Source organism: Jiangella gansuensis DSM 44835, assembly GCF_000515395.1.
Lineage (GTDB): Bacteria > Actinomycetota > Actinomycetes > Jiangellales > Jiangellaceae > Jiangella > Jiangella gansuensis.
This window is the reverse complement of record NZ_KI911782.1, coordinates 4,588,674-4,612,988: the sequence shown is the minus strand read 5'-3', so window position 1 is coordinate 4,612,988 and position 24,315 is coordinate 4,588,674. Positions and strand designations below refer to the sequence as shown.

24 protein-coding genes are annotated in these 24,315 nt (G+C 67.4%); 16 read left to right on the top strand and 8 right to left on the bottom strand.

Going from position 1 to position 24,315, the window contains the following annotated elements; genetic code table 11:
- Positions 1-22: 22 nt before the first annotated feature.
- Genes JIAGA_RS0121675 through JIAGA_RS31565 form a run of 9 tightly spaced genes read left to right on the top strand, consistent with a single transcriptional unit; the run spans position 23 to position 7,970 of the window.
- Entirely contained in the window at positions 23-796 is a 774-nt protein-coding gene (locus tag JIAGA_RS0121675; protein ID WP_026877268.1) for an enoyl-CoA hydratase/isomerase family protein, read from the top strand.
- An 8-nt stretch (positions 797-804) separates the two neighbouring features.
- Positions 805-2,040, top strand: a complete 1,236-nt coding sequence (locus JIAGA_RS0121670) for a CaiB/BaiF CoA transferase family protein (protein WP_157553406.1) — start codon at positions 805-807, stop codon at positions 2,038-2,040.
- Complete coding sequence (locus JIAGA_RS0121665; protein WP_026877266.1) at positions 2,037-2,474, top strand: MaoC family dehydratase; 438 nt, start codon at positions 2,037-2,039, stop codon at positions 2,472-2,474. The genes JIAGA_RS0121670 and JIAGA_RS0121665 overlap by 4 nt, the downstream gene beginning before the upstream one ends.
- On the top strand, positions 2,474-3,676 hold the full coding sequence (locus tag JIAGA_RS31575; protein ID WP_051426717.1) for an acyl-CoA dehydrogenase family protein: 1,203 nt from the start codon (positions 2,474-2,476) through the stop codon (positions 3,674-3,676). The genes JIAGA_RS0121665 and JIAGA_RS31575 overlap by 1 nt, the downstream gene beginning before the upstream one ends.
- Positions 3,673-4,428, top strand: coding sequence for an SDR family NAD(P)-dependent oxidoreductase (locus JIAGA_RS0121655; protein WP_026877265.1), 756 nt, complete (start codon positions 3,673-3,675; stop codon positions 4,426-4,428). The genes JIAGA_RS31575 and JIAGA_RS0121655 overlap by 4 nt, the downstream gene beginning before the upstream one ends.
- The gene (locus tag JIAGA_RS31570) at positions 4,425-5,954 is read left to right on the top strand and encodes an acyl CoA:acetate/3-ketoacid CoA transferase (RefSeq protein WP_035812835.1); all 1,530 of its coding nucleotides are present in this window, start codon (positions 4,425-4,427) and stop codon (positions 5,952-5,954) included. Before JIAGA_RS0121655 ends, JIAGA_RS31570 begins: the two co-directional genes overlap by 4 nt.
- Before the next feature lie 10 nt (positions 5,955-5,964).
- Positions 5,965-7,011, top strand: a complete 1,047-nt coding sequence (locus JIAGA_RS0121645) for a LacI family DNA-binding transcriptional regulator (protein ID WP_169738919.1) — start codon at positions 5,965-5,967, stop codon at positions 7,009-7,011.
- A 31-nt stretch (positions 7,012-7,042) separates the two neighbouring features.
- Positions 7,043-7,585 carry an XRE family transcriptional regulator gene (locus tag JIAGA_RS0121640; protein ID WP_084469935.1) on the top strand — a complete coding sequence of 181 codons (543 nt, stop codon included), beginning with the start codon at positions 7,043-7,045 and terminating at the stop codon, positions 7,583-7,585.
- A gap of 1 nt (position 7,586) precedes the next feature.
- Positions 7,587-7,970: a HepT-like ribonuclease domain-containing protein gene (locus tag JIAGA_RS31565; protein ID WP_035812832.1), complete on the top strand. Its 384-nt coding sequence runs from the start codon at positions 7,587-7,589 to the stop codon at positions 7,968-7,970.
- A gap of 490 nt (positions 7,971-8,460) precedes the next feature.
- Here JIAGA_RS31565 and JIAGA_RS0121630 read toward each other — a convergent pair whose 3' ends face one another.
- Entirely contained in the window at positions 8,461-9,834 is a 1,374-nt protein-coding gene (locus JIAGA_RS0121630; protein WP_026877262.1) for a nucleotidyl transferase AbiEii/AbiGii toxin family protein, read from the bottom strand.
- 81 nt (positions 9,835-9,915) lie between these two features.
- Here JIAGA_RS0121630 and JIAGA_RS34060 point away from each other — a divergent pair, with 81 nt between their 5' ends.
- From JIAGA_RS34060 to JIAGA_RS0121605, 5 genes are all read left to right on the top strand, one after another.
- Positions 9,916-10,308 (top strand): helix-turn-helix domain-containing protein, encoded by a 393-nt coding sequence (locus JIAGA_RS34060; protein WP_084469933.1) that lies wholly within the window; start codon positions 9,916-9,918, stop codon positions 10,306-10,308.
- Positions 10,301-11,365, top strand: a complete 1,065-nt coding sequence (locus tag JIAGA_RS0121620; protein ID WP_084469931.1) for a protein kinase domain-containing protein — start codon at positions 10,301-10,303, stop codon at positions 11,363-11,365. Before JIAGA_RS34060 ends, JIAGA_RS0121620 begins: the two co-directional genes overlap by 8 nt.
- A gap of 27 nt (positions 11,366-11,392) precedes the next feature.
- Positions 11,393-13,171, top strand: coding sequence for a tetratricopeptide repeat protein (locus tag JIAGA_RS0121615; protein ID WP_026877259.1), 1,779 nt, complete (start codon positions 11,393-11,395; stop codon positions 13,169-13,171).
- Between the two features lie 210 nt (positions 13,172-13,381).
- Positions 13,382-14,293: a tyrosine-type recombinase/integrase gene (locus tag JIAGA_RS0121610; RefSeq protein ID WP_035812830.1), complete on the top strand. Its 912-nt coding sequence runs from the start codon at positions 13,382-13,384 to the stop codon at positions 14,291-14,293.
- Positions 14,294-14,449: 156 nt separating this feature from the next.
- Positions 14,450-15,712 (top strand): IS256 family transposase, encoded by a 1,263-nt coding sequence (locus JIAGA_RS0121605; RefSeq protein WP_026876777.1) that lies wholly within the window; start codon positions 14,450-14,452, stop codon positions 15,710-15,712.
- 169 nt (positions 15,713-15,881) lie between these two features.
- Here the strand turns inward: JIAGA_RS0121605 and JIAGA_RS0121600 are convergent, their stop codons facing one another.
- From JIAGA_RS0121600 to JIAGA_RS34770, 4 genes are all read right to left on the bottom strand, one after another.
- A complete protein-coding gene (locus JIAGA_RS0121600; protein WP_483790127.1) occupies positions 15,882-16,382 on the bottom strand; it encodes a Pycsar system effector family protein in 501 nt (166 codons plus the stop codon).
- 52 nt (positions 16,383-16,434) lie between these two features.
- Entirely contained in the window at positions 16,435-17,049 is a 615-nt protein-coding gene (locus JIAGA_RS0121595; protein WP_035812828.1) for a type II CBASS E2 protein, read from the bottom strand.
- Positions 17,050-17,058: 9 nt separating this feature from the next.
- Entirely contained in the window at positions 17,059-17,874 is an 816-nt protein-coding gene (locus JIAGA_RS0121590) for an adenylate/guanylate cyclase domain-containing protein (RefSeq protein WP_026877255.1), read from the bottom strand.
- Positions 17,875-17,959: 85 nt separating this feature from the next.
- Positions 17,960-18,142: a hypothetical protein gene (locus JIAGA_RS34770; RefSeq protein ID WP_157553402.1), complete on the bottom strand. Its 183-nt coding sequence runs from the start codon at positions 18,140-18,142 to the stop codon at positions 17,960-17,962.
- Between the two features lie 164 nt (positions 18,143-18,306).
- Here JIAGA_RS34770 and JIAGA_RS35065 point away from each other — a divergent pair, with 164 nt between their 5' ends.
- Positions 18,307-18,660, top strand: coding sequence for a hypothetical protein (locus JIAGA_RS35065; protein ID WP_026877254.1), 354 nt, complete (start codon positions 18,307-18,309; stop codon positions 18,658-18,660).
- Positions 18,657-19,799, top strand: coding sequence for an ImmA/IrrE family metallo-endopeptidase (locus JIAGA_RS0121575; protein ID WP_169738918.1), 1,143 nt, complete (start codon positions 18,657-18,659; stop codon positions 19,797-19,799). The genes JIAGA_RS35065 and JIAGA_RS0121575 overlap by 4 nt, the downstream gene beginning before the upstream one ends.
- Before the next feature lie 418 nt (positions 19,800-20,217).
- Here JIAGA_RS0121575 and JIAGA_RS0121570 read toward each other — a convergent pair whose 3' ends face one another.
- The 3 genes from JIAGA_RS0121570 to JIAGA_RS0121560 form a co-directional block, all read right to left on the bottom strand.
- Positions 20,218-21,729 carry a HEPN domain-containing protein gene (locus JIAGA_RS0121570; RefSeq protein WP_157553400.1) on the bottom strand — a complete coding sequence of 504 codons (1,512 nt, stop codon included), beginning with the start codon at positions 21,727-21,729 and terminating at the stop codon, positions 20,218-20,220.
- 480 nt (positions 21,730-22,209) lie between these two features.
- On the bottom strand, positions 22,210-22,965 hold the full coding sequence (locus JIAGA_RS0121565) for a methyltransferase domain-containing protein (protein ID WP_026877251.1): 756 nt from the start codon (positions 22,963-22,965) through the stop codon (positions 22,210-22,212).
- Positions 22,966-23,283: 318 nt separating this feature from the next.
- On the bottom strand, positions 23,284-24,078 hold the full coding sequence (locus JIAGA_RS0121560; RefSeq protein ID WP_157553398.1) for a hypothetical protein: 795 nt from the start codon (positions 24,076-24,078) through the stop codon (positions 23,284-23,286).
- Between the last annotated feature and the right edge of the window lie 237 nt (positions 24,079-24,315).

Here is a 24,315-nt window from a genome sequence, read left to right as displayed (position 1 = left end):
ACGGGGAGCGGAAAGGGAGAGCATGTACGTGACCTACGAGATCCGCGAGGGCACCGCGTGGATCCGGATCGAGCGCCCGGAGAAGCTGAACGCGCTCGATCTGTCCGGGTGGCACGCCATCACCGGACACCTGCGGCGAGCCGCCGACGAGGCACCCGGTCCGGTGGTGCTCACCGGCAGCGGCCGCGCGTTCTGCGCCGGCGACGACATCGCCACCTTCCAGGAGCACGCCACCGCCGAGCAGGGCATGGACTTCTTCATCGGCGGGCTGTACGGCACCATCGAGACGATCGCCACCCACCCCTACCCGGTCATTGCCGCCGTCAACGGGCTGGCGTTCGGCGGCGGCTGTGAGCTGGTGCTGGTCAGCGACCTGGCGGTCGCTGCGGACGAGGCGACGTTCAGCCTGCCGGAGGGACGTATCGGCGCCTGGCCCACCGTCGCGGTCGGGGTGGCGCCGCACGTCAGCGGCCGCAAGCTCGCCAACGAGCTGGCCTTCGAGATGGGCCGGCTCGACGCGGCCGAGGCGCGCCGGTTCGGCATCGTGAACCGGGTGGTCGCCGCCGCGGACCTGGAGTCGGAGGTCGCCGCCACCGTCGAGCGCATCCGCGCCGCTTCGCCGCACGCGATCCGGATGACCAAACGGTTCCTCAACGAGGAGCTCGTGACGGTCGGGCTGCCGAAGGTGCGGCGGGCGCTGACGGCGCTCGTGGAGGAGACGCTGCCCACCCATGACCTCCAGGAGGGCACGGCCGCCTTCCTGGAGAAGCGCGCACCGGACTTCGACGGGAAGTGAGCCTGCACGTGAGCACCGCCGTGAACACCGACGTGAGCACCACCCACCCCCTTCCACTCGCCGGCGTCCGGGTCCTCGACTTCGCGCACATGATGCAGGGGCCCTGGGCCGCCGAGATGCTGGGTGACCTCGGCGCCGACGTCATCAAGGTCGAGGTGGTGGGCACCGGCGAACGCGGCCGGCAGTCCGGTACCACGTTCCTCGACGGCACCAGTGCCCAGTTCCTGGCCATGAACCGCAACAAGCGCTCGCTCGCCGTCGACCTCAAGACGGCCGCCGGTGTCCGTGTGGCCGAGGCGCTGCTGGCCACGGCCGATGTCCTGATCCAGAACTTCCGCCCCGGCGTGATGGACCGGCTGGGCCTGGGCTGGGAGCGCGCGCACGAGCTCAACCCCCGGCTGGTCTACTGCACCGCCAGCGGCTACGGCGCTGACGTGCCGGACCCGCGCAAGCCCGGCCAGGACCTGCTGGCCCAGGCTCGTACCGGCGCGCTGTGGCTCACCGGCACCGGCGACGACCTCCCCACGCCGTGCGGACCTTTCGTGGCGGACGTGCACGCGGCGACGATGCTCGCGCTCGGCGCCACGGCCGCCCTGCTGGACCGCGACCGCACCGGGCGGGGCCGGCTGGTCGAGGTCGACCTTGTGGGCGCGATGCTGCACCAGACGGTGCAGGAGGTCGTCGCGGCCGTGAACTCCGGCGAGCCGCCGCGCCGCTCGACGGCGCCCGGCAGCGCCTACATCGAGGCGCCGTACGGGGTGCACGCCACCGCCGACGGGCACATCGCCATCTCGCTGACCACGATGGAGGCCCTGGCAGCCGGGCTGGAGGCGCCGGAGATCCTCGAACGGTTCCCGGACAAGGCCGCCGCGACCGCCGGCCGCGACGAACTCAACGCGCTGGTGGCCGGCCTGGTCGCGACGCGGCCGACCCAGGACGTCCTGGACGCGCTCGACGCGGCCGGCGTCTGGTGCGCACCGGTCAACGACCACCGGCAGATGACCACCGACCCGTACGTGCGCTGGGAGCAGCGCCGCCTCGAGGTGGAGCACCCGGTGGCCGGGCGGGTCGAGCTGGTCGGCAACCCGATCACCCTCGACGGGCAGCCGCTGCCGGCCAGGCGGTCCGCTCCCCTGCTCGGCGAACACACCGTCGAGCTGCTGATGGAGCTGGGCCTCGACGTCGACGAGTTGCTGGCCGACGGCGTCGTCGAGGCCCCGGCGGACCGGAGGGCCGGGCGATGACGACGACACCGGGATTCCCGCCCGTGGGCGCGCGCAGCACCTTCCGCAAGACCGTCACCGAGGCCGACGTCGGCCTGTTCGCCGGCATCACCGGCGACTTCGCGCCGCAGCACGTCGACGAGGAGTACATGCGGGCCCGCCCGCAGGGCCGCCGCATCGCGCACGGCGTGCTGACCCTCGGGCTGACATCCACCGCGGCGGCCAGGCTGTGCGCGGCGCACGACGTCACCGCCGTCTCCTACGGCTACGACCGGGTGCGCTTCCTGCGCCCGGTGTACCTCGGCGACACCGTGACCGTCGACTACGTCGTCGAGCGAGTCGACGCTGCCGCGCGCAAGGCGTATGCGGCGATGACGGCGTCCACCTCCGACCGCGAGCCGTGCCTCGTCGGCGTCCACATCCTGTACTGCTACCCACCCGACGAGGAGGCGTGATGCCGCAGACATCCGGGTCGCCGATCCGGCCTCGCCCGACCCTCCTGGACGTCGACGAGTTCATCGAAGCGCGGGTGCGGCCGGCCGCGCGCCGCATCGACGCCGACGCGGCGTTCTTCCCCGACCTGCTCGCCGAGGCCGCGCAGCTCGGCCTGCAGCGGATCGTGCACGACGGCGCCGGCTCGCTCGACGTGTCGCGCATGGACCTGGCCCGCGAGGTCACCGAGCGCATCGCGGTACACAGCCCGGCGGTGGCGCTCGGCATCGCCGGCTCCCGGCTCTCGGCGTACCTGCTGGCCAAGTACGCGCCGGCGCACGTGGCCGGCCGGTGGCTGGAGCCGACGCTGGCCGGCCGGACGTACGGGTCGTTCGCCATCACCGAGCCCGATGCCGGCACCGACGTGCGCGCCCTGACCACGGTGGCGGTGCCCGACGGCGACGACTACCTGCTCAGCGGGCACAAGTGCTGGGTCGGGTTCGCGCCGGTGGCCGACTTCGCGATCGTGCTGGCGAAGGTCGGATCGGCCGACCGCGACGCACCCATGGTCGCCCTGGTCGTGGACATGTCCGCAGCGGGGGCGACCGGCCGCGCCGGGCCCACCCTGTCCGGGTTCCGCGGGATGCCGAACGGCGAGCTGCTGTTCGACGGGGTCCGCGTGCCGGCCGGCGACCGGCTCGACGTCGAGGGGTTCGCCGGGATGATGGACGGGCTGAACATGGCCCGCATCGACGCCGCGGCTTACGCATGCGGACTGCTGCGCGGCGCACTGCTGGCCAGCCTGGACCGCGCGAGCACGCGGCAGGCGTTCGGCCGGCCCATCGGCGACCTCGCGATCATCCAGCGCAAGGTGGGCCGGATGGCCGCGGACTACCGCGCCGCCCGCGAGCTGACCCGGCGGGCCGCGAAGTCCTTCGCCGGCGGCGGCGGTGGCGACCAGGACGTCGTCTCCATGGCCAAGATGTTCGCCTCCGACGCCGCCCGCCGGCACACCGACGAGGCCATGCAGATCCACGGCGCGCTCGGCGTCGTCGCCGACGAGGACGTCAACCGTATGCACCGCGACGCCAAGGTGACCCAGATCTTCGATGGCACCAGCGAGATCCACGAGACCATGCTCGGCCGCCGCGCGCTGCGCCAGTGGGCCCGCGGCGAGCCGCTGACGGCGTTCGTCGGCGACGGCGCCGAGGAGGTGTGCGCATGAACCGGACACGACCGCTGGCCGGCGAGGTGGCCCTGGTGACCGGGGCGACCGGGGCGCTCGGCGCGGCGATCTGCCGCGACCTGGCCCGAGCCGGTGCCGACGTCGCCGTCCACCACCTCGACCTGCCGGACGAGGCGTCGGCGCTGGCCGAGGAGCTGGCCGGCCACGGCGTCCGCACCACCACCGTCGCGGCGGACGTGACGTCGTGGGACCAGGTGGCATCCGCGGTGGACGCCGTCGCGACCCGGCTCGGCACCATCACCGTCCTGGTCAACAACGCCGGGTTCATGGAGCCGCGGCGGATCGTCGACTCCGGAATGGACGACTGGCGCCGCACCCTCGGCGTCGACCTGGACGGCGTCTTCGTCGTCACCCGGCACGTCCTGCCCGGCATGCTCGCCGGACACGGGCGGATCGTGAACGTCTCCTCCCAGCTGGCGTTCAAGGGCGCGGTCGACTACGTCGCCTACGCCACCGCGAAGGCGGGCGTGCTCGGTTTCACCAAGGCGCTGGCGCGGGAGACCGGGCCGCGGGTGCGGGTGAACGCCATCGCGCCCGGGCCGATCGACACCCCGATGGTCCAGCCGTACGCGACCCGCGAGTGGGTCCATGAACGCACCCGCGACTCCGTCGTCGGCCGGCTCGGTGCTCCGGAGGAGATCGGCCCCGCCGTCGTGTTCCTCGCCGGGCCGGGCGCGGAGCTACTGCACGGGCAGACGCTGCACCTCAACGGCGGCGGCGTGATGGCATGACCAGGCGGCAGATCAGGTTCCTCTCCGCGGCCGCCGCGGCCGAGCTGGTCCACGACGGGCAGACGCTGGCGATCGGCGGCTCCGGCGGCGGGCTGCTGGAGCCGGATGCACTGCTGGCGGCGCTGGGCCGCCGTTTTCGCGAGACCGGGTCACCGCGCGGCCTGCACCTCGTGCACACCACCGGCATCGGCGACCGGCGGGGCGGCGGGATGGACCACCTCGCCCAGCGCGGGCTGGTCAGCTCCGTCGTCGCCGGAAACTGGGGCATGGCCCCGGCGATGAGCGCGATGGCCGTGGCCGGCGAGTTCGAGGCGTACAACTTCCCGCAGGGCGTCATGAGCCAGCTGTTCCGGGAGATCGCGGCCGGGCGCCCGGGCGTCGTCACCCACGTCGGGCTCGGCACGTTCTGCGACCCGCGGCTGGAGGCCGGCCGGCTCAACGACGTCAGCCCGCAGACCCGGGTCGAGGTGGTCGAGCTGGCCGGCCGCGAGTGGCTGTTCTACCCCGGGTTCGACCTCGACGTGTGTTTCATCCGCGGCACCACCGCCGACGAGCGCGGCAACATCTCCTTCGCGCAGGAGGGTGCCCGGCTGGAGATGCTGGCCATCGCGCAGGCCACCCGCAACCGCGGCGGCACCGTCATCGCGCAGGTGAAGAACGTGGCGAAAGCCGGGACGCTGGACCCGCGGCTGGTCGCCGTCCCCGGCATCTGCGTCGACGTCGTCGTGCACCACCCGGCGCAGCGGCAGGTGGTGACACACGAGTACAACCCGGCGTTCTCCGGCGAGGTCCGGGCCGCGGTCTCCACCCTGCCGGCGTTCCCGCTCGACGCGCGGAAAGTGGTGGCCCGGCGCGCCCTCGCCGAGGTGCGGCCCGGCGACGTCGTCAACCTCGGTGTCGGCATCGCCGACGGCATCGCGTCGGTCGCGGCCGAGGAGGGCCGGCTCGACGACTTCACCGCCACCATCGAGCAGGGCGCCGTCGGCGGCATCCCGGCCCGCGGCGTCATCTTCGGCGTCGCCACCAACCCGGAGGCGATCCTCGACCAGCCGGCACAGTTCGACTTCTACGACGGCGGCGGACTCGACATCGCGTTCCTCGGCTTCGCCCAGATCGACGCGGCCGGCAACGTCAACGTCTCGAAGTTCGCCGACCGCGTCGTCGGCACCGGCGGCTTCGTCGACATCAGCCAGAACGCCGGCACCGTCGTGTTCTGCGGGACGTTCACCGCCGGCGGTCTGGCGGTGCGGGTGGGCGGCGGCGAGTTGCACGTCGAGGCGGAGGGCCGGCACGCCAAGTTCGTCAAGGAGGTCACCCAGGTGACGTTCAGCGCCCGCGAGTCCGTCGCCCGCGGCCAGCGGGTCCGCTACGTCACCGAACGGGCGGTGTTCGACCTCACCGCCGACGGGTTGCGGCTGCTGGAGGTCGCGCCCGGCGTCGACGTCCGCCGCGACGTGCTCGACCAGATCCCGTTCGACGTGCTCACCGGCGACGTCGCGACCATGGACCCCTTGTACTTTCAGTAGCGTGATGACCATGCGCGACGACGCCGAGCCCGGACGCCATCGGGTCACCATCAACGACGTCGCCGAACGTGCCGGCGTCACGAAGGCGACCGTCTCGAAGTACCTCAACCGGGCACACGGCTACGCCATGGCTCCGGCCACCCGGGAGCGCATCCGGGCAGCCATCCAGGACCTCGACTTCCAGCCCAGCCCGCTGGCCCGCGGGCTGACCCGCGGCGCCACCAGCACCATCGGGCTGGTCGTCGCCGACATCCGCAGCCAGTTCTACCCCGAGCTCGTCGACAGCATCCAGGCCGCCGCCGAAGCCGCCGGCTACACGCTCGTGCTCGGCAGCTCCGGCGACGACCCGTCCCGCGAGCTCGACATCATCCGCTCCATGGCACACCGCCGCGTCGACGGCGTGGTGCTCGTCGCGGTGCGCTCCGAGAGCGACAACATCGAGTACCTGCGTCAGCGCGGCATCCACATCGTGCTGGCCAGCCGCGACCTGCCGGAGCTGGTGGCCGACACAGTGGTCGTCGACAACCTCGCCGGCGCCCGGACCGCCGTGCGCCACCTGCGGGACCTGGGCCACCGGCACATCGCCCACGTCGCCGGCGAGGCGACGGTGAAACCGTTCGCCGACCGCCGCCGCGGCTTCGAACTGGAGACCGCGGACCTCACCGGTCAGGTGGACCTGCCCCTGGCAACCACCCCGTCCACCATCGAGGGCGGCCGCGCCGCCACCCGCCGGCTGCTCGACGTCGAACGACCGCCCAGCGCGATCTTCTTCGCCACCGACACCATGGCGCTCGGCGGCCTGATCGCGTGCGCGGACCTCGGGCTGACCGTGCCGGGCGACGTGTCCATCGTCGGATTCGACAACGTCACCGTCGGCCAACTGCCGGGCATCGGCCTCACCACCATCGACAGCGACGTGGTCCGCGTCGGCGAACAGGCCACCCAGCTGCTGCTGCGGCGCATCCTCCCCACCGGCGGTGCCGACGCCGACCCGATCCTCCTCACCCGCCCGGCCGAGCTGGTCCAGCGCACCTCCGCCGCCCCGCTCCCCCGGTGAGCTTGACGGCGGATTCGCTATCATGGCCCGTATGGCGCAGGCTGAGGATGCCATGGACGCCAGCGAGCGCGGCACGGCCGCGGCGTTGGTAGCCGGTGCACGTCGACGCCGTGGCGTGACGCAGCGGGAGCTCGCACGCGCGGCGGGCGTTCCTCAGTCGACGGTGGCAGCGATCGAGTCGGGCCGGCGCCAGCCGTCGGTCGCGATGCTCGAGTGCTTGCTGGACGCCGCCGGCTTCAGCCTCGAGAGCCGCCTGGTGAACACCATCCGGCCGTCCACGTTGCTCGAGCGCCATCGTCGCGCCGTCGGAGACGTGCTGGCACGCTTCCCCATCGCCGGAGTGTGGGTGTTCGGATCGGTCGCACGAGGCGACGATCGTCCGGACTCGGACCTCGACCTGTTGGTCGAGCTCACGCCGGACGCATCGGTGGTCGACATCATCGGCCTGGACGAGGAGCTGTCCGCCGTGCTCGGATGCCCGGTCGAGATCGTCACCACAACAGAGTTGACGTCGAACGACCTTCTCCGGCGAGGCGTCAACCGGCACCGCAAGCCACTGGTTGTCGCGGCCTGAGATGGACGAACGCACTGCTGAACGACTGTTGTACGTGGATGCAACCCTGACCGAGATGACCCAGCTGGCCAAGCGCGGCCGAAGCGCCTACAGCACGGATATCGCGGTGGCGCGCGCCTGCCAATACAACGTCATCCGTCTGGCTGCCGATCTCGAACGCCTTGGCCAGCACTGGCTGGATGCTCATCCGGCCGTCCCGTGGAAGCTCATCAGGGGTATGCGCAACCGCATCGCCCACAACTACTGGACTGTCGACGACGACATCGTCTGGGCGGTTGTGGCGGCCCATGCGCCGGAATTGCTTCGGGCACTGACCGACGAAATCGGTATCGCACGGTCAATGCTCAACTCCGACCCGTCGACCGGCGATCGCAACACGATCTGAACCGACCGTTCAGCCCCAGAGCGACCCGTCGGGCGACAGCATCGGGTGGGCGGTGACGCCGTTGGCCCGCAGTGCTGTTCGGCCTCGCCGACGGGCACCCGTCGTCGTCGACGGCGAGCGGCAGCGCCAGAGGACCACCTGAGCTGCCCGCTAGAACGGCGACCCCGCCACAGCCGTCCCTGTACCCAGCCATGGTCTCTGTTTCCTCGTACGACGCCGCGCCCGCGTTGTGCACTGGATCTGACGCCTTCGACTGCCGCACTGTGCCGTAGCCCAGACGCACACGAGGACGCGCCCCAAGGCTTGGGCCATGCAACCGGGACCTCAGTGACAGTGCGTCACTCCGCCCAGAATGACTCGCACCCTTCAGCGCAGTCGGTAACCCCGCCAGCACAAGGTCGAGGCACGCGGAGACCTCGTGCCGTGGCCGTCCGCCTCGTCGTCCTTGCAGCCGGGTGATGCGGCGTACCGAGGCTCGCCCGAGCTGCGACTAAGCCCGGCGCCCGGATCGGCCGCTGCACCGGTTGCTGTAGGAGTCGTTGTGCGCGTTCAGGCGGAGCGAGCTGGTGCTCCTGCGGAAGGTGCGCCCACACCTGGGGCAGTACACGGCATACGGCTTCGGCTTGGTAGGCCTGTGGCCGTACGCCGAGTACCCGGAGAACCCGCTTCGCCGACTGCCGGTGAATACGCCGGTACGGTCGGCGTCGCCGGACTTGGCTAGAGTGACCTCGTACCGCGGGTCGAAGGTGTCCTCGAGGATCTCCAGTGCATTGATGTTGTAGTGCAGCAGAGACCTCAGTCCGGGCCCTGATGAGCGGCCTCCGGTTAGGTCGTAGACGAACAGGTACTCCTGCCCCACCCCGTCAGAGATCCGGGTCTTGAACACTAACGAGTACGGCTCGACGATGCGCTGGATGCCTTGGTAGGTCAGCGCCATCAGCTTCCGGCCGGCGCCAGCCTGAAGGATCAGGTTGCGCAGCTGTGAGGGGTAGAAGGCGAGCTGGCCGCCTCGGTAGTCGTCGTAGGGCATGAACAGCTCAGAGATGCCCTCCTGGAGCCTGGCGACGGCATCGTCGAACGATATCCGAGCCGCCGCCGGAACGAGCACCTTGCCCCAGAATCCTCGAAACAGGTCGAGCGGCAGGTCGAGGAGCAAGGAACGGGCAGCGGCAGGGCTCCGGCTGAACAGTGTCTTGCGGAGGAACACGTCGAGAATCGCGCTCCGGTCGACGTCCACGGCGTCGGTGATGAACGCGCCGTAGACCAGGTCGAACAGGTCGAAGCAGTACCGGCGCTGTAGCAGGCACTTCATCTTGTCGGCCAAGGCCTCCTCGATGGCGACGCAGCGCAGCGTGGTGGCGCACTCGTCAGCGTCGGAATATGGGTGGATTAGCTGGCGTTCCTGGACCGGCAGGTGCAGCCGGTCGTACTCGGTCATGTCGACGCGCAGCGAGAGGGTGATGTGGTCTCGGTCCCCGATAAGGTCCTTGAAGTACAGCTGGTACTTGTATACGTGCCGCTGGCTGTCGACCTGTTGCTCGCCCGAGAGGCGGTTGCGGTCGATGTCGAAGTCGACGCCGGCGCCGGCCCGGGCGAACTCGCACACGAGGTTCAGCTGCTCGAGGACGGCGTCCGGGTCCAGTTCGTGTGGGGTGGAGAAGTCGAGGTCGTCGGAGAACCTGGTCATCGGCAGGTAGCCCTTGCGCAGCGCGTTGCCACCCTTGAGGACCGCCGTCTGATTCAGCGTCGACTCGGTGAACAGGCCACTAATGATCCAGCCGAAGACGTAGTCTCGTTGGACGTTGGCCTCGCTCAGGTCGAAGGCGGCTGCTTGGACCAGCAGCTCGTCGCGGCTGATAGGCATCCTGTATCTTCTCCTCCGGTCCTCGAGGACCAAGCCTTGCGCACTGTTGCCACTTTTGGCAACAGTGCGTATTCTTGTGGAATGAGTTCGTCTTCCCCGGGTTCTCCGCGCCGGCCCGGCTCCAAGTCGACTGGTTCGACGGGGTCGGCCGCTTCGCTGCTGCGCAGTCTTCGTGAGAGCCAGGGACGTTCGCTGCGGGTCGTCGCCGAGGACCTTGGCGTCGCTGCGTCGCAGCTCTCACGCATTGAACGGGGGCAACGCGGCCTCGGCGAAGGGCTTCCGGAGCGCATCGCTGACTATTACGGCGTGTCCGCGGATGTCGTCGCACTTGCGGAGGGCCGGGTGCCCGAGGATGTTCTGCTGATCCTTGCTGAACATCCCGACGAGCTGGAGCGACTGCGTGCGAAGTACCAAGAGAAGCCTGTTGACGGCCAGGGCGGCGTAGACCAGCGGCACGGGGAGCCCGATGAGTAAGGCGGCAATTTGGGGCCCGGTCCTCAAGGGAACAAACCTGGGTCAGTACACGGTCGGCGACCCCATCGGCGAGGGCAACTTCTGCGTCGTTCTTGAGGGTCAAGGAACTTCGCCTAAGGGCCAAGTCGCCCTGAAGGTCTTGGAACCCAGTGCCCAGGTCGAGGACCAGGTCGACTTCAAGAACGAGGGCGTTCTGCTCCACAAGCTCAGAAAGGCTCGGGCGATCGTCGACATCGTCGAGACCAGAGTTGACACGATTCAGCTGCAGAGCCCGGTCGGCGTTCCGGTTCCGATGTCTCTGCACACCCACGTTCTTGAGTACGGCGACGGAATGCTCGAAGAACTGGTCGAGAGCGACGTCGTCCGCCAGGACTGGGACTGGGCCGAGCGTCTGACGCACTGGAGAGCCTGCATTCTCGGCATCCACGAGATGCACCTGAAACGTGTCGTGCATCGTGACCTGAAGTCGAGCAACTGCCTGCTCTTCTTGAAGAACAAGGACGTGCCATGCAAGGTCTCCGACCTCGGCCGCGCCCGCGACCTCGACAAGCTGGCGCACTTGCCAGCTCAGGACTACATCGCAGGCCGCGGAGACCTCCGCTTCGCACCGCCCGAGCTGCTGTGGCTCCGAGGCACGCCCGACGACGAGGATGCTCACCGCGCTGCAGACCTGTACGCTCTCGGATCTCTGTTGTTCGAGCTCGGCACCGGCCAAGGCATCACCGCGGCAGCGTTGCCGACTCCTCATGACGTGGTCCAGATAGCGCTGGCAGACCGTCAGGCCGGCATCCGACGCGACCTTGGTGCGCTGCGCCCGCGATACGAGATACCACTCGCGCAGTTCCACCACGCTTGCCCTCCGGCCATTCGCCACGAGACGACTAACCTGATCAGGCAGTTGTGCGATCCTGATCCCAGTGCACGTGGGATGAAGGTCGGCAGCCGCCGCCCGATACGCGGTGAGGGTCTGAACTGGCTCCTCCGGAAAGCAGACATTCTGCAGAAGCGCCTCAAGCACAACGCGGCGCGTCCCCACAAGAAGTCAAGCGCTGCCTGACCGGCGACTAAGAAAGTCGAGTTCACAATGCCGATGCTGACCCTTGAAGACAGCCAGGTCCGCGACGCGTTTATCACTGAGAAGTCGCTGATGAAACCGAGCGTGGACTCCACTCCACCGCCGTCGGTCGGCGGCTGGCGACCGAGCGCGCCCGAGGAAGACCAGTTCGAGGTCTGGCTTGAGAGCGCCAAGCAGGTGGTGTCGGTCGCCCAGGCCCGCGCTGCCGCGGTGCCGTCCCCGACGAACCTGATCAGGCTCGCACAGGCTCAGTACGTCGCCGGTGACAGCCCAGAGGCCGCCGAGAGTGCCATCTCAGCGATGACTGATGCTGTCGGTCTGGTTGAGTCCGGCCAGTGCGATGTCAACGAGCTGGCGTTGGTGTTCGGGTCGGGCGCCACCCTTCTGTCCCAGCTCGATCGGCAGGACGATGCTCTGCGACTCATGGAGCGCGTCGGCCCGTCTCCGTCGCTTGAGCTGACCTACGCCTCGCTGCTCATCGAAGCTGATCGTTTGGTGGACGCACTCCAGGTGCTCATCAGCACCGAAGATGCGCTCGCCGACGCGTTGCGTGGCTACATCTACGCGGTGCAGGGCCAGACGCAAAGGGCGGTGCACTTCCTGCGCCAGTCGCTGCGGCGGAACCCGACGGATGCGGAGACGTCAATTAACCTGGCCACCGCGTACTGGAAGCTCGGCTCGCGCAAGAAGGCGGTCGCGTCCGCGCTCCGAGCAACGCGTCTTGAGCCGAGCCGGCAGGACATCTCCATTGCCTACATGGAGCTACTCATCGAGAACAACCAGCCGGACCTCGCCAGCGCTGAGGCCAAGCGGCTCCGCAAGGCCGGCGTCGTCGAGTGCGCCCGTCTCCTGCTCATCGAGTGCCAAGCGGCACTGGCCAAGGGCGAGAGGAAGACAGCCCTCACGTTGATGAGGCGCGCACGGACGGCTGCCGTCGCTGAGGGAGACAAGCGCCTGGTCGCCGAGGTGGATGCCAACCTGCGTGTGTTCGAGGCCTCGGAGGCCGGCAAGGAACGAGCTGACTTGTGGCGCATCGCGCGCCGTTGCGTGACCGAGAGTCCTCACAACGTCGCCGCGCTGCGACAGTTCGCCGCCTACAGTTACCGTCGTCACCACGCCGGTGCGCTGCGGAACGCGATCGCCGCGGCCGGCGCCTTGACTACCTCAACCCGTCTACAGGTCGAAGAGAAGCTCGCGTTCATTAGCTGCGACTTCGGCCTTGCTCTGGACCTTGCACGGCAGGCCGTCGAAGAAAACTCGATGAACGCCGAAGCGTGCGCTCAGGCGCTGCTCCTAGAGGGATGGCACCTCGGCACGTGGGAGTCGGCTGCGAAAAAGGCCAACCGCTGGGTCGCGCGCGTTCCGCTCAACGACATCCTTGTGAACAACGCCGCCTACGTGATGGCGCTCGGAGGGATGCCGCATGCAGCTCTAACCGTGCTGGATCAGCACCTTCATGGCGACGACGATTACGTGCCGATCGCCACTCGCGGACTGGCCTACCTCGCCGCGGGTGACCTCGACACCGGCATGCGCTGGTATCGTCGCGCTGCGGAGCGTGCGGACTCGTTGGGCGAGGGCGACATGCGTGGGCTCATGGCCCTGCACCAAGCTGCCGGCCTGCGGACCCTGGGAATCGTCGACGTGACCGACGAAACGTTCCTTGCCGCGACGTCGCTTCCGGATACCGGTCTTCCTGCGGACTGGGAGGACCAGCCGGGCTTCGTGATGATCCAGAGAGGATGCGAGCGCGAAGGGTGGCCCTGGCCACCAACCGTCATGGCATGACACATGATGACCAGCTCCACGCGGTCGAGACGTCGCCGATAATCGCGAAGAAGAACCGGCTCTAGCCCTGCGAGAACGCCAGCACCAGAGGCGCGTAATTCCGCCGCGACTCGGGCCTGGCTGCAGGGGCGGCTTAGCGTCGGGGCAGGTGCCTCGCCTCGTGTGCGGCGATCCGTGGCGAGGCTCGGTCTCACTCGCCAGGTGCCCGCCATGACCGCTATGACGCTTCTCCCGTTCCAGCCCGACGCGATGACACCGGCCCAGCGGGCCGCCGTCTCCTACCTGGCCCGCTACACGGGGCACACCCACACCCTCTACGCCTACCAGCTGCGACGCTGGTTCGCGTGGTGTGAAGCCAACGGTCTGGACCCGCTGGTAGGCATCGAGCGCGCTCATGTCGAGCTCTACATCCGACACCTCGGCAATTCAGGGCTGATGGCCTCCTCGGTCAACACCTCCATGCACGCAGTACGCGGGTTCTTCCGGTTCGCCCACATCGACGGCTTGATCGTGGCCGACCCCGCGGTCTACGCCCGGCTGCCGAAGATCCACCGCGACGAGTCCCGCACCCAAGGCCTGGACCGGCTCGAGCTGATCCGGTTCCTCCAGATCGCCCCCACCATCAGCGTCCACCACGGCGCGCTCGCCTACCTGCTGGGCATCAACGCCCTACGCGCCTCCGAAGCAGCGGCGGTTCGCATCGAGGACTACGCCGAAACCCTGCGCGGACACCGGGTGCTGCACCTGGTCGGCAAGGGCAACAAGCCCGCCACCATGCCGCTCACGGTGCCGGTGTTGCGAGTACTGGAGGCCTGCCGCGGCGAACGCACCCAAGGAAGCCTGATTCTTCGCCCGATGACCGGCAGACCGATCGACAGACGCGACGCCTACCGGATGGTCGCCCGCATCGCGAAGACCGCCGGGATACCGCGCCACATCAGCCCGCACTCGCTGCGACACGCCGCGATCACCAACGCCCTCGACGCCGGCGTCCCGCTGCGCGACGCCCAGATCCTGGCCCGCCACGCCGACCCACGCACCACCGAGCACTACGACCGCGCCCGCGGCAACCTCGACCGCCACGGCGTCCACTTCCTCACCGCCTTCGTCGCCGGCGTCTGACCCAACAACGCGTCCTATGCGCAAAGACGCACACGTACGGCGCGCAGAAGGCCTGAAGTCAGCGCCCATCGGAGGGCGCGGGACTGTCTGAAAAACGGTGGATCTTGGTCTTGGTCTGACACGCCGAGCAGGGGTGCTTGGCGGAAAGGATTGATCTTGACCGAGACACTGGAGCCCGTGGCGGACGAGGTGGATCAGCAAGCGCTGGCCGAGCAGTTGCTGGCGCAGGCCAAGGAGCAGGGCGTCGATCTGGTGGGTCCGAACGGGCTGCTCAACCAGTTGACGAAGAACGTGCTCGAGACCGCTCTGGAGGCGGAGATGAGCGAGCACTTGGGCTATGAGAAGCACGACCGGGCCGGGCGGGACAGCGGGAACTCGCGCAACGGGACCCGCACGAAGACGGTGCTGACTGAGATCGGGCCGGTCGAGATCGAGGTCCCCCGCGACACCGAGTCCTCGTTCGAACCGCAGATCGTGAAGAAGCGGCAGCGCCGCCTGAACGGGATCGATGAGATCGTGTTGTCGCTGACTGCCAAAGGCCTGACCACCGGTGAGGTCGCCGCGCACTTCGACGAGGTCTACGGCGCGAAGGTGTCCAAGGACACGATCTCCAGGATCACCGACAAGGTCGTCGGCGAGATGACCGAGTGGTGCGCCCGGCCACTGGAACGCGTATATCCGGTGATGTTCATCGACGCCATTCACGTGAAGATCCGCGATGGTCAGGTCACCAGCCGCCCGATCTACGTCGCCATCGGCGTCACCGTGACCGGCGAGCGGGACATCCTCGGGCTGTGGGCCGGCGACGGCGGTGAAGGCGCGAAGTTCTGGCTGCAGGTGCTGACCGAGATCAAGAACCGCGGCACCCAGGACGTGTGCATCGTGGTGTGCGACGGCTTGAAGGGGCTTCCCGAGGCGATCACCACCGTGTGGGAGCTCGCGATCGTGCAGACCTGCATCATCCACCTGCTGCGCAACACGTTCCGGTACGCCTCCCGCCGGTACTGGGACCAGATGTCACGCGAGCTCAAACCGGTCTACACCGCACCTTCGGAGGCCGCGGCCAAAGAACGCTGGAACGAGTTCGCCGCCAGCTGGGGGCAGCAGTACCCGGCCATCGTGCGGTTGTGGGAGAACGCCTGGTCGGAGTTTGTGCCGTTCCTGGACTACGACCAGGAGATCCGGCGGGTGATCTGCTCGACCAACGCGATCGAGTCGATCAACGCCCGCTACCGACGCGCGATCCGCGCCCGCGGACACTTCCCCACCGAACAGGCCGCCCTGAAGTGCCTCTACCTGGTGACCCGGTCGCTGGACCCGACCGGCCGAGGCCGGGCACGATGGGCCATGAGGTGGAAACCGGCCCTCAACGCGTTCGCGATCACGTTCGAAGGCCGCATCACACCAACCGGAAACTAGCCGATGCCAAGACCGGATCCACCGTTAATCAGACACACCCGAGGGCGCTGAACAGTGGCGTGACTTGGTCCGCTAAGGAGGCTTCAGCTCCAGGCCGACACATGATGCGTTGCTCGCGCTCCGTCGATGCGGCGACCTGCTGGAGCAGAGGACTCAACATGGGCCTGGGTCAGGACGTGAACCCGACGGCGGTTGCCACGGTCGCGACGCCGAGGATGGCGAGGATCGCGAAGCCTTTGACCGCGCGACCGCAGGCATCGAACTTGCGGTTGGCGAGGACAGACAGGTCGATGACCTGTCGCCAGGCGTCGGTTCGCACGTCAACGTTGTGCGTGTGGTCGGTCAACTGGACTGTGGTGGCCTTGATAAGCGTCGGCCACGCGAACCGGTTGAGGGTGTTGTAAGGGACGTTGTTCTGGGGACCGATGGCGCGCACGAGCCAGAACAGCGTGTAGCCGACCGCGAGGAGTGCGAGACCGGCCAGTGTGCCGACGACGTAGGCATCGGGATGACCCTGCTTGATCGCGTCGGTGACGGTGTCGGCGTTCGTCATCAGCATGGTGAGGACGACGCCGAGACCGGCGGTCAGGATTGTGGCCTTGGTGTCGGCGAACCGCACCCAGTTGGCCATCTGGTCCATGGCTTGGAACCCTCCGTCGGGAGGCTTCACGTCGGGCTTGTCCTCGGGAAGAGTCTCCGGGGGCTTCTGCCGCTGCTTGCGACTAGGACGCAACTGCCTGAACCCCTTCGGCAGGCCACTGGCGGCTCATGCGCCACTCAGTGTAGGCGGCGAGCCAGTGCGCGGCCCACGTGGCTGCGGTGGCGACAGTGTGCTCGGCGGGGTCCCAGTCGTCGCGGTCGGCGACACACAGGTTCCCGTTGTTGTACAGGTGAGGAGCGGACTGCCACCAGCGGCCCGCATGGGCGCCGAGGCGGCGGTTGAAGACCACGATGCTCGGCAGCCCCTGGTCGGCGCGGGGAAAGATGCCGATCTCGAACTTGCCTCGACCGGTGTCGATGATGCCGCCCCAGCAGGGGCCGGAATCGTCGTGGGGCGGGAGGTAGACGAAGTTCGGGAACGCCTTGTCCATGGCCTGGATGTGCCGGTTGATCCGGTTCTCGTCGTACCACCAGACTGTGGGACCGTCGTGGCCGTCGTCGGGCTCATCCTCGCCGCCGTGGAAGGTGTGCTTTGCGACCGGGGTGACCGTTCCGTGAACGGCGTGAGCGTAGCCGCCACCGACCTTCGTGGCGCCGTCGAAGACGACCTCGCCGGCTTGGGTGACGAAGCGAGCGGCATCAATGCCGAAGTGGCTAAGCAAGGCGGGCATGGTCATGTCAATCTCCTAGCGGCTGTAGATGTACGAGGTGGGCGTGCCGCCGAGGGTCTCGATCACGCCGGGCAGATGCGGCAGCGTGTTGCGCCACCGGTAGTAGAAGAACCTGTAGGACTCGGACTTGTAGTCGCGGGTGTACCGCTTGGGCGACCGCTCGTGCTCGGCGAAGTGCCCGTAGTCCGGGAGCAGGGCGGAGAGGCCCTCGCCGACGACGATCTCCCAGGAGTTCGCCACCTTCTCGCACTTTGCGGCGAAGTTGGCGGCGAAGCCGATGGGGTTGATCTCGCTGCTGTTGTGGTTCCCGGTGCGCACGAACGTGATCTGGCCGTAGTCGAGGCCTGCTCGCGCCTGCACCCGGGCCATCCCTCGTCGGTCGAGCCACGGGTTGACCTCGTTCTCGACCCCGTCGAGTGCAAACGCGCAGGCGCTCAGCGCCATGCCAGCAGCGAAAGCCGGGTCGCCCGGGCTGAACCCTGCGAAGAGGCCGTCGCCTCGCAGGCCGAGCGGGTGCCCACCGAAGTTGCTGACGATCTCGATAAAACCCGAGAGCACTGCGTCGGCGAGGTCGGCCGCCTCCTCCTGGTCGTCCCAGAACGTGCGGCCCGTGAAGTTCGTGAGGTCGAGGAACACGGTGACCATCGGAGCCGTGCGCATCGCCCCGACGGGAAGATCCTCGAAGTCCGGGTGTCCGAGCGAGCGGGTCTCCAGTGCCGAGCCCGCGCTGGCATACAGCGCCTTCTTCTCGATGATCTCGTTGCGGACACGGCGGTTAGTGAAACCGTTGCGGACCGTCGCCCCGAACTGAGCCCTGGTGTACCCGCTCATCGTCCTGTTCTCCCGCGCCGTGCTGCAACGAAAATGCTGCCACCGCAGGCTTCGAAAGCGCCCCGACAGTGGTAAGCCGCCGACACTAGGCGACCTGCGCGCGCTGTCGGACGCTGACGAAGGCGTCGCCGTCCTTCGCGTTCGACTGCGTGTTGCGGTGAGTGCTAGCGCGCTCCGCGCCGGCCGCCGCGCCAACCCAGCCGCCGACGGGCTTCGGCACGTGCCGGTTGTTGCTGGCCATATCCCACACCCAATCTCCCAGGACCATGTCCTGGGGCTCCGTGCACTTCGTATCGCGCATGATGTGAAGGCGATCAACCGACCCACGTCGACGATAGCACACGAAAAATCGCGCGCTCGGTAAAGTTCTGATGTCAACATGCACGCCGTATATGCTTTGTTCCTTCACCGACTTGGGGGAGAATCGCCGTCATGATCATGGTTTCCTCGGACGCGTCGCTTGCTGAGGTGCTCGCGTCCTCGACCTTGATCGCTCAGACATGGCCTCAGGCGAGCGACGACGTCTTCCTGTTGGTCCACCTCATCAAGGTCACGTTGCCGTCCCTGGCGGAAGTCCTCTCGACCGGACTCGTCAGCCTGACCTCTGCCACCCCAAGCGCTGCCGGGATGTCGCTTGGCCTCGGGCTGGCGGAGCTGACAGGGCAAGCGCAGACCAAAGATCGCGAGCCGGTCACAGACCCCAGACGAAACGCCAACGACGTGGTCCGCATCGACATCGTCGCCGTCGTCGCCGAAGGTCGCTCAGCAGGGAAGGTTGCGAAATGACGCACGAAACGCCCCCAAGCACCACCCCTACAGAGATCCACACCGATTGGTCGCTTCACCCTGGAGTCGTACTCAGCCAGGTGCTGGCACGGCGAGCCATGCGCCAAGCGGAGCTCGCTGAGCGGACTGGCCTGACGCCAAAGCACGTCAACCAGATCGTGAAGCAAGCCGTGGGCATAACTCCCGACGTTGCCGTCCTCCTTGAGAGAGCCCTGGATACGCCGCCACGATTCTGGGCCAACATTGGCGCCGACTGGGAAGTGTATCTAAGTGAACAGAGGGCCAGTGCCAGCCTGAAAGATTTCACCGCCTGGGCGAGTAAGTTCGATTCGGGCACACTCGTGCGGTACGGAATTGTCGGAAGGTCTGACAGTCTTCCCGAGCGCGCCAGCAAATTGCTGCGGTTTTTCGGGGTCGCGAACCCAGAGGCCTTCGAGCAAACCTGGATGCGCCCACGCGTCTCCTTCAAGAGAAGCCAGGCCTACACAGTGGATGAGCAGAACACCGCCCTCTGGCTCAGACTCGTCGAGCACTGCGCTCAAGGCATCGACGTCAGCCCGTACAGGCCCGCCGACCTGCGGAAGTCTGCAGCCCAGATCCCTGCGTTCACCAGTATGCCGTTCACAACCGGGTTCGAGGCCGCCCAGACATCACTCGCCAGAGCTGGCGTAGCTCTCGTGTTCGTCAGGCAGGCACCTGAGACCCGAGTGTGTGCGGCTACTTGGTGGATCGACGACAAGCCGGCAATCGGTATAACCGAACGACACAAGAAGCCCGATATCTTCTGGTTCAGCCTGCTCCACGAGATCGGACACCTGCTGCTGCACCCGCGGCGCAAGACCTTCCTCGATCTCGAAGATGACCGCCACACCGACGACGAGGCTGAGATCGAGGCCAACGATTACGCGGCCTCCGTCTTGTTTCCGGGCGAAGCGAGAGATCGCATCGCCAAGGCCACCACTCGCCAAGAACTCATTCTGCTAGCTGCAGACTTGAAGCTGGGCCTGCCAATTGTCGCCGGACAGCACGGACATCTCACCAACAACTGGCGGGTCGGTGGAAAGCTTCGGAGCACAATCACCGAGCAGGATGTTGCAGTGCTCGAGGAACGGTGCCAGATGCCGGCGATCATAAGTTGATGGCGACGAGGGTTGTCAGCATCTAGTGAACCGCCGATCGGGACAGGCGTGGCCAGATGCCTGAACACAACGAAGGGCGCGCGACGGACGCGATCGCCGGGCTTGGGCCCGAATTGTCTCGGTTCGCACGCTCGAATAGCCGACGACGCGGTGATCAGCGCCAGCCCCGCAGTCCGGTTTCGGTCACCGGTGCGCTGTATCCAATCAGCCGTCAACCGGATGATGCCCGGTCTGTGCACGGACGGCGTCCGCCGGCGCGTCATACCGCCGCCTGTCAGCCGGCTGGTAGCGACACTGATCTGCCAATCCCCCGGGCGTGTTGCATATCGTCGACTACTGCGCTCGTGGCGTGCGATACAGGGGACGTCGGGAGCGGTCCCACGACCGGCGCTCCGGGTGACGCATCAGGGACAGGTGCTCATCCGTCGCCCGCCATCGGGTAGCCGTCCAGTCTCCCTAGCGCGGTGAGCATCTTCTCGTCGAGCGACTCCGCGTCCCATGGCTCGTCGGCGAGGAGCCGCGTCTTGAGCAGTTCGCGCAGAAGGAAGCGACCCACCGATACCGCCGACCACTCGTTGTCGCCGAGTCTGCAGGTCATGCGCTTCGGCGTGACGCCGTGGGCGATCTTGGACCGGGTGCCATAGAACTGCTTGACGAGGCTGTAGGTATTCTCGGGTGGCATCTGATCCGCCAGGGCGACTGCGGCGCGCTGGGCGAGCCGGTGGGTGAGCGCATCCGGCTCCTTACCGAGCAAAGCCTCTAGGCCGATGGCCGCGTCGAGCAGGCGATCCTCTGCATCGTCTCGAAAGCTGACTCGGCGGCAGCGTCGCGCGGCAATGCGGACGTTGTTCGGCGCTGTAGTCAACGCGCGCGCGATCTGCACGATTTGCTCGGTATCAGCCGCATTGATGGTCTCGAAGGACCTGTCCCAGCGCCGCTCGTTCAGTTCCTCGGGATACCCGCGCCCGGTCCAGGCGGACCACAACGGCGGCAAGTCTGCGACCCACGATTCCGCCCAGCCGTGGGGTCGGACCAAGATCTGCGCGTAGCCGGTTGCCCGCCCCGTCACGATGTCCACGGCCTCGTGGACTGATTCCGCGACGATCGTCGACAGCCCATCGGGTGGGGACGGCGGGCGCAACTGGCGGAGGGTATTGGGAAAGCGAACCCCTCGAGTGACGACTGCGTGAGTGGCCCCGGCGGCTACGTAGGGATTGACAGTGTCGTGGCGGTGCCACGGCAGTGCGCGCGCCCGGTGGTCTGCCTCTGTGAGCGGCTCGAGCCAGATGTCGGTGTCAAGGCGGATGGGCTCGTCGAGTTCGAAGGTCACCGCCACCAATGGGACGACGACATCGCCGGTCAGCTCGGCGGCGAAACGCGCCTGCTCCAGTTCAGCGTAGATCCGACGCAAGTCGTCTTCGGCTTCAGCATCAACCGCGTCCGCCCGGTTGAGGATCCGGCCGAGGAGTAGTCGGAGTGTCTCGAACTCGATCTGCTCACGACGCTCGTCCGCATCGTCGATGTGCGGAGCCAATCTGCTTAGCCCGCGCAGCAGGGCCTCGTCGGCGAGAGCCTGGTCGGAGATTCGGCGTAGCGACGACGCTAGATCCGGGATATCGGTGGCGAGTAGGTGTGTGTACCGGCCTTCGTGGAGGCTGAACAGCTCGCCCCAATCGAGGACTCCCTTGCTTCCGCTCGATAGCAGGTCGGCGGTTGTTTGCGGCCAGCCCGCGTCGTTCTCGGAGTAGTCAGTCCTCGATTGCCTCGGCAGATATCGCCCAGTCTCGGCGTAGGCGCGTCCCGCGTGCCGCGCGGCGAGCAACCCAGGCAGGAGATGTTCCCACAGGTCTGGACGCAGAAGGTCGGGACTCGGCAGGGGAGAACTCGGCGTCGGCACGGTACAAGCATGCACGGTGTAGGCGGCGGACATGATCGAGGCTGTGAACCGCGCTGACCTGAGTGAGATGGCGTCGGCCGCCGGGTGCCCACGACTAAAGCTCTCCTGCCCACGACAGTGTCGGGTTCTCGGATCGCGTCAGCCAGGCGCGGTCCGGCATGGGAACTGCGTCATACCGCCGCCTGTCGCGCGTACGGATCTACTGAGATCCGTGCATCCCTTGAAGCGAGTCGCTCGGTCACTGCTCGCCAGTGCCACAGCGCTTTGTGCCCTCGGAAGGCTTCATCTGCGGCGTCCCGATTGCCGCACCGATGTGAAGATCTCGACCGGACGGGTCTATCGGGACGGTCGACGCGCCGCAGGTGCGCCCACGTAGCTCCGTCTTGTTGGTGGTTCGCCAATCGGGACGGCGAATGAACGCTCGGCCGAAAAACGCACGGACATAGCCGATGAGAGCAAGAAGCCTGCTGCGAGCAACCGCGCGGCCCGACCCAGCGGCTGTGAGCCCGTTGTCTATATCTTGCTCGCCACCACCATGTAGTTCTCGGCCTCCGGGTTGAACGTGCTCCTTTCCGCGCGGAGTCCGACCCGGTGCAACTCGACTTCGAGTTCGTCGTGTCGGTAGGGCCAGCACGACAGCAGTTCCGAGCGGACAAGAACCGACCCGGCCGCATCAACTTGCGCGACCGCAATCTCGATGTGGTGCTCCTCCTCCCAATTCGGCGCAATCTCCCAGCGGTAGACGACGACGGCATCGCGACCGTTCCGGCGGACGAGTCGATCACCGATGTCTAGCCGGGAACCTCTGGCCCTCACGAGTTCCCAAGTGCGGGAGGTGAGTACCAAGCGTCCGCCACGGCGCAGAAGCCGTGACATCGACTCCAGGGCAGCAAGCCTGCCTCTCGCGCCCACGGCATGGTGCAGCGAGTTGCCCACGCAGAACACCATGTCGAAGGTGGCGTCATTGAAATGGTCGGGCAGCTCTTGCCAGTCCGCCCGCACTGTCCGGACAGATGCCCTGAACTCCTCAGACAACTCCGCAGTCCGACGAACCATCGCTTCGCTGGCGTCAGTCGCGACAACCTGCATGCCAAGACCAGCGAGGCCAACCGCGAGTTGCCCGGTACCGCACGAACAATCGAGGACTTGAGCGTTTGACGGAAGGAGACAGGTGACGTCAGCGAACGCCGCGGCGAACTCGGGGGGCGTCAACTTCGCGTCCGAGATAAGCCACTCGTACACCTCGGCAAGCACGTCATAGCCCGTCACAACCACTACCCCGTCACGCGGCAGACTCACGCTGGCACATCAGTACATCAGCGGAGCAAGTCGGTTCGCCAATGCTTTCGCGAGGGGCAACCGGTCCGCTCACGCCGTTGCCGGCTGCCGATGTTCTCAACTCGACTTGGCCTGGGGACGACGGCGCTCGGCGCCGGGCGCCGACCGCGATCCGCGCTCCCACAGGGGGATCCCCATCCAGCACACCCGGAACTGCCGCGATCCGCGCAGCCGGCAAGGTGCGTCTTTGCGCCGCGTCGCGGGCCTTGCGATCGACTGCCCATCGGTCGGGAAGCCCGCCGTCCCCGGTTAGTCGCTCGTGACCTTGAACACCTTGCCTGAGCGGCTCCAGCCGCTGCCGCCGTAGTGGAAGACGTCACCGGTGGACCAAGTGCTCATAAGCCAAACATCGGTGATTCCTTGCGGAAGCCTCGGAGCCGCGTCCGGCAGCGGCGCGTCCGCCCGCATGAGCAGATCCGATGCCCTGAACGGTGCCGTCGTGAACCCGGGGAGTAGCACGAACAGGTGTCGCTCCACGGGCAAGGCAGTCCGTAGCTTCTCGAGGTTATGTTCCTGCGTGGGCTCGCGTATCCACTCATCCAGCCACGTGACGAGGCCGTGGCCGCTGTTGGGGACGACGCCACCGGCACGTTCCGCGTCGCGCTCGAGCGTGACGTAGATGGACCCCGGAAAGGCAGTGTCTCCGCGATCCGCGGCTACGACGCCGAGCGCCTTGATGCGCTCAATCGCGCTCTGCCGCCACGGGTCCGTTGGCTCGTTCTCCACGACGCGGAGCAAAGCAGGAAGCTCTGCCTTCAGGAACTTCACCCGGCACCTCGTGGTAACAGTGATCAGCCAGCCGCCGAGAAGGTCCTGTTCGATCCAGCGCTCTTCCGAGCCATTCACCAAGTTCCAGAGCTCGATGGATTCAGCGTCGGCCGCGGCGGTGACCTCGCACGCGGCGAAGACCACACCATCGCGGACGAGGTCGAGGTCGTGCATGCTTGACCGAGACCCGTCATCGTGCTGAACGACCTTGATCCCTGGCAGCGCGGCTTCCATGCAGGCGCCAACCCAAAGCTCCTCGGTGCGCATCTTAGGCATGAACACAGTCTGACCGGCAACAGCGACAGTGTTGTTCCGCTGCTCGCGGTGCCGCAGTCACGCGTAAGCCGCGATCCGCGTCTTTACGCCGCGAACGATCCCTCGACGCCGTCGGGCGCCAGGGGCTCGAGGCCACCGGTTGAATGCTTCACCGAACTTCATCACGAGCGAGCCTCCCGCCTCGGCAGGGCTTCGCGGTCCTCAGTCGACACGACGCCGCCTTGTATGACAAGATTA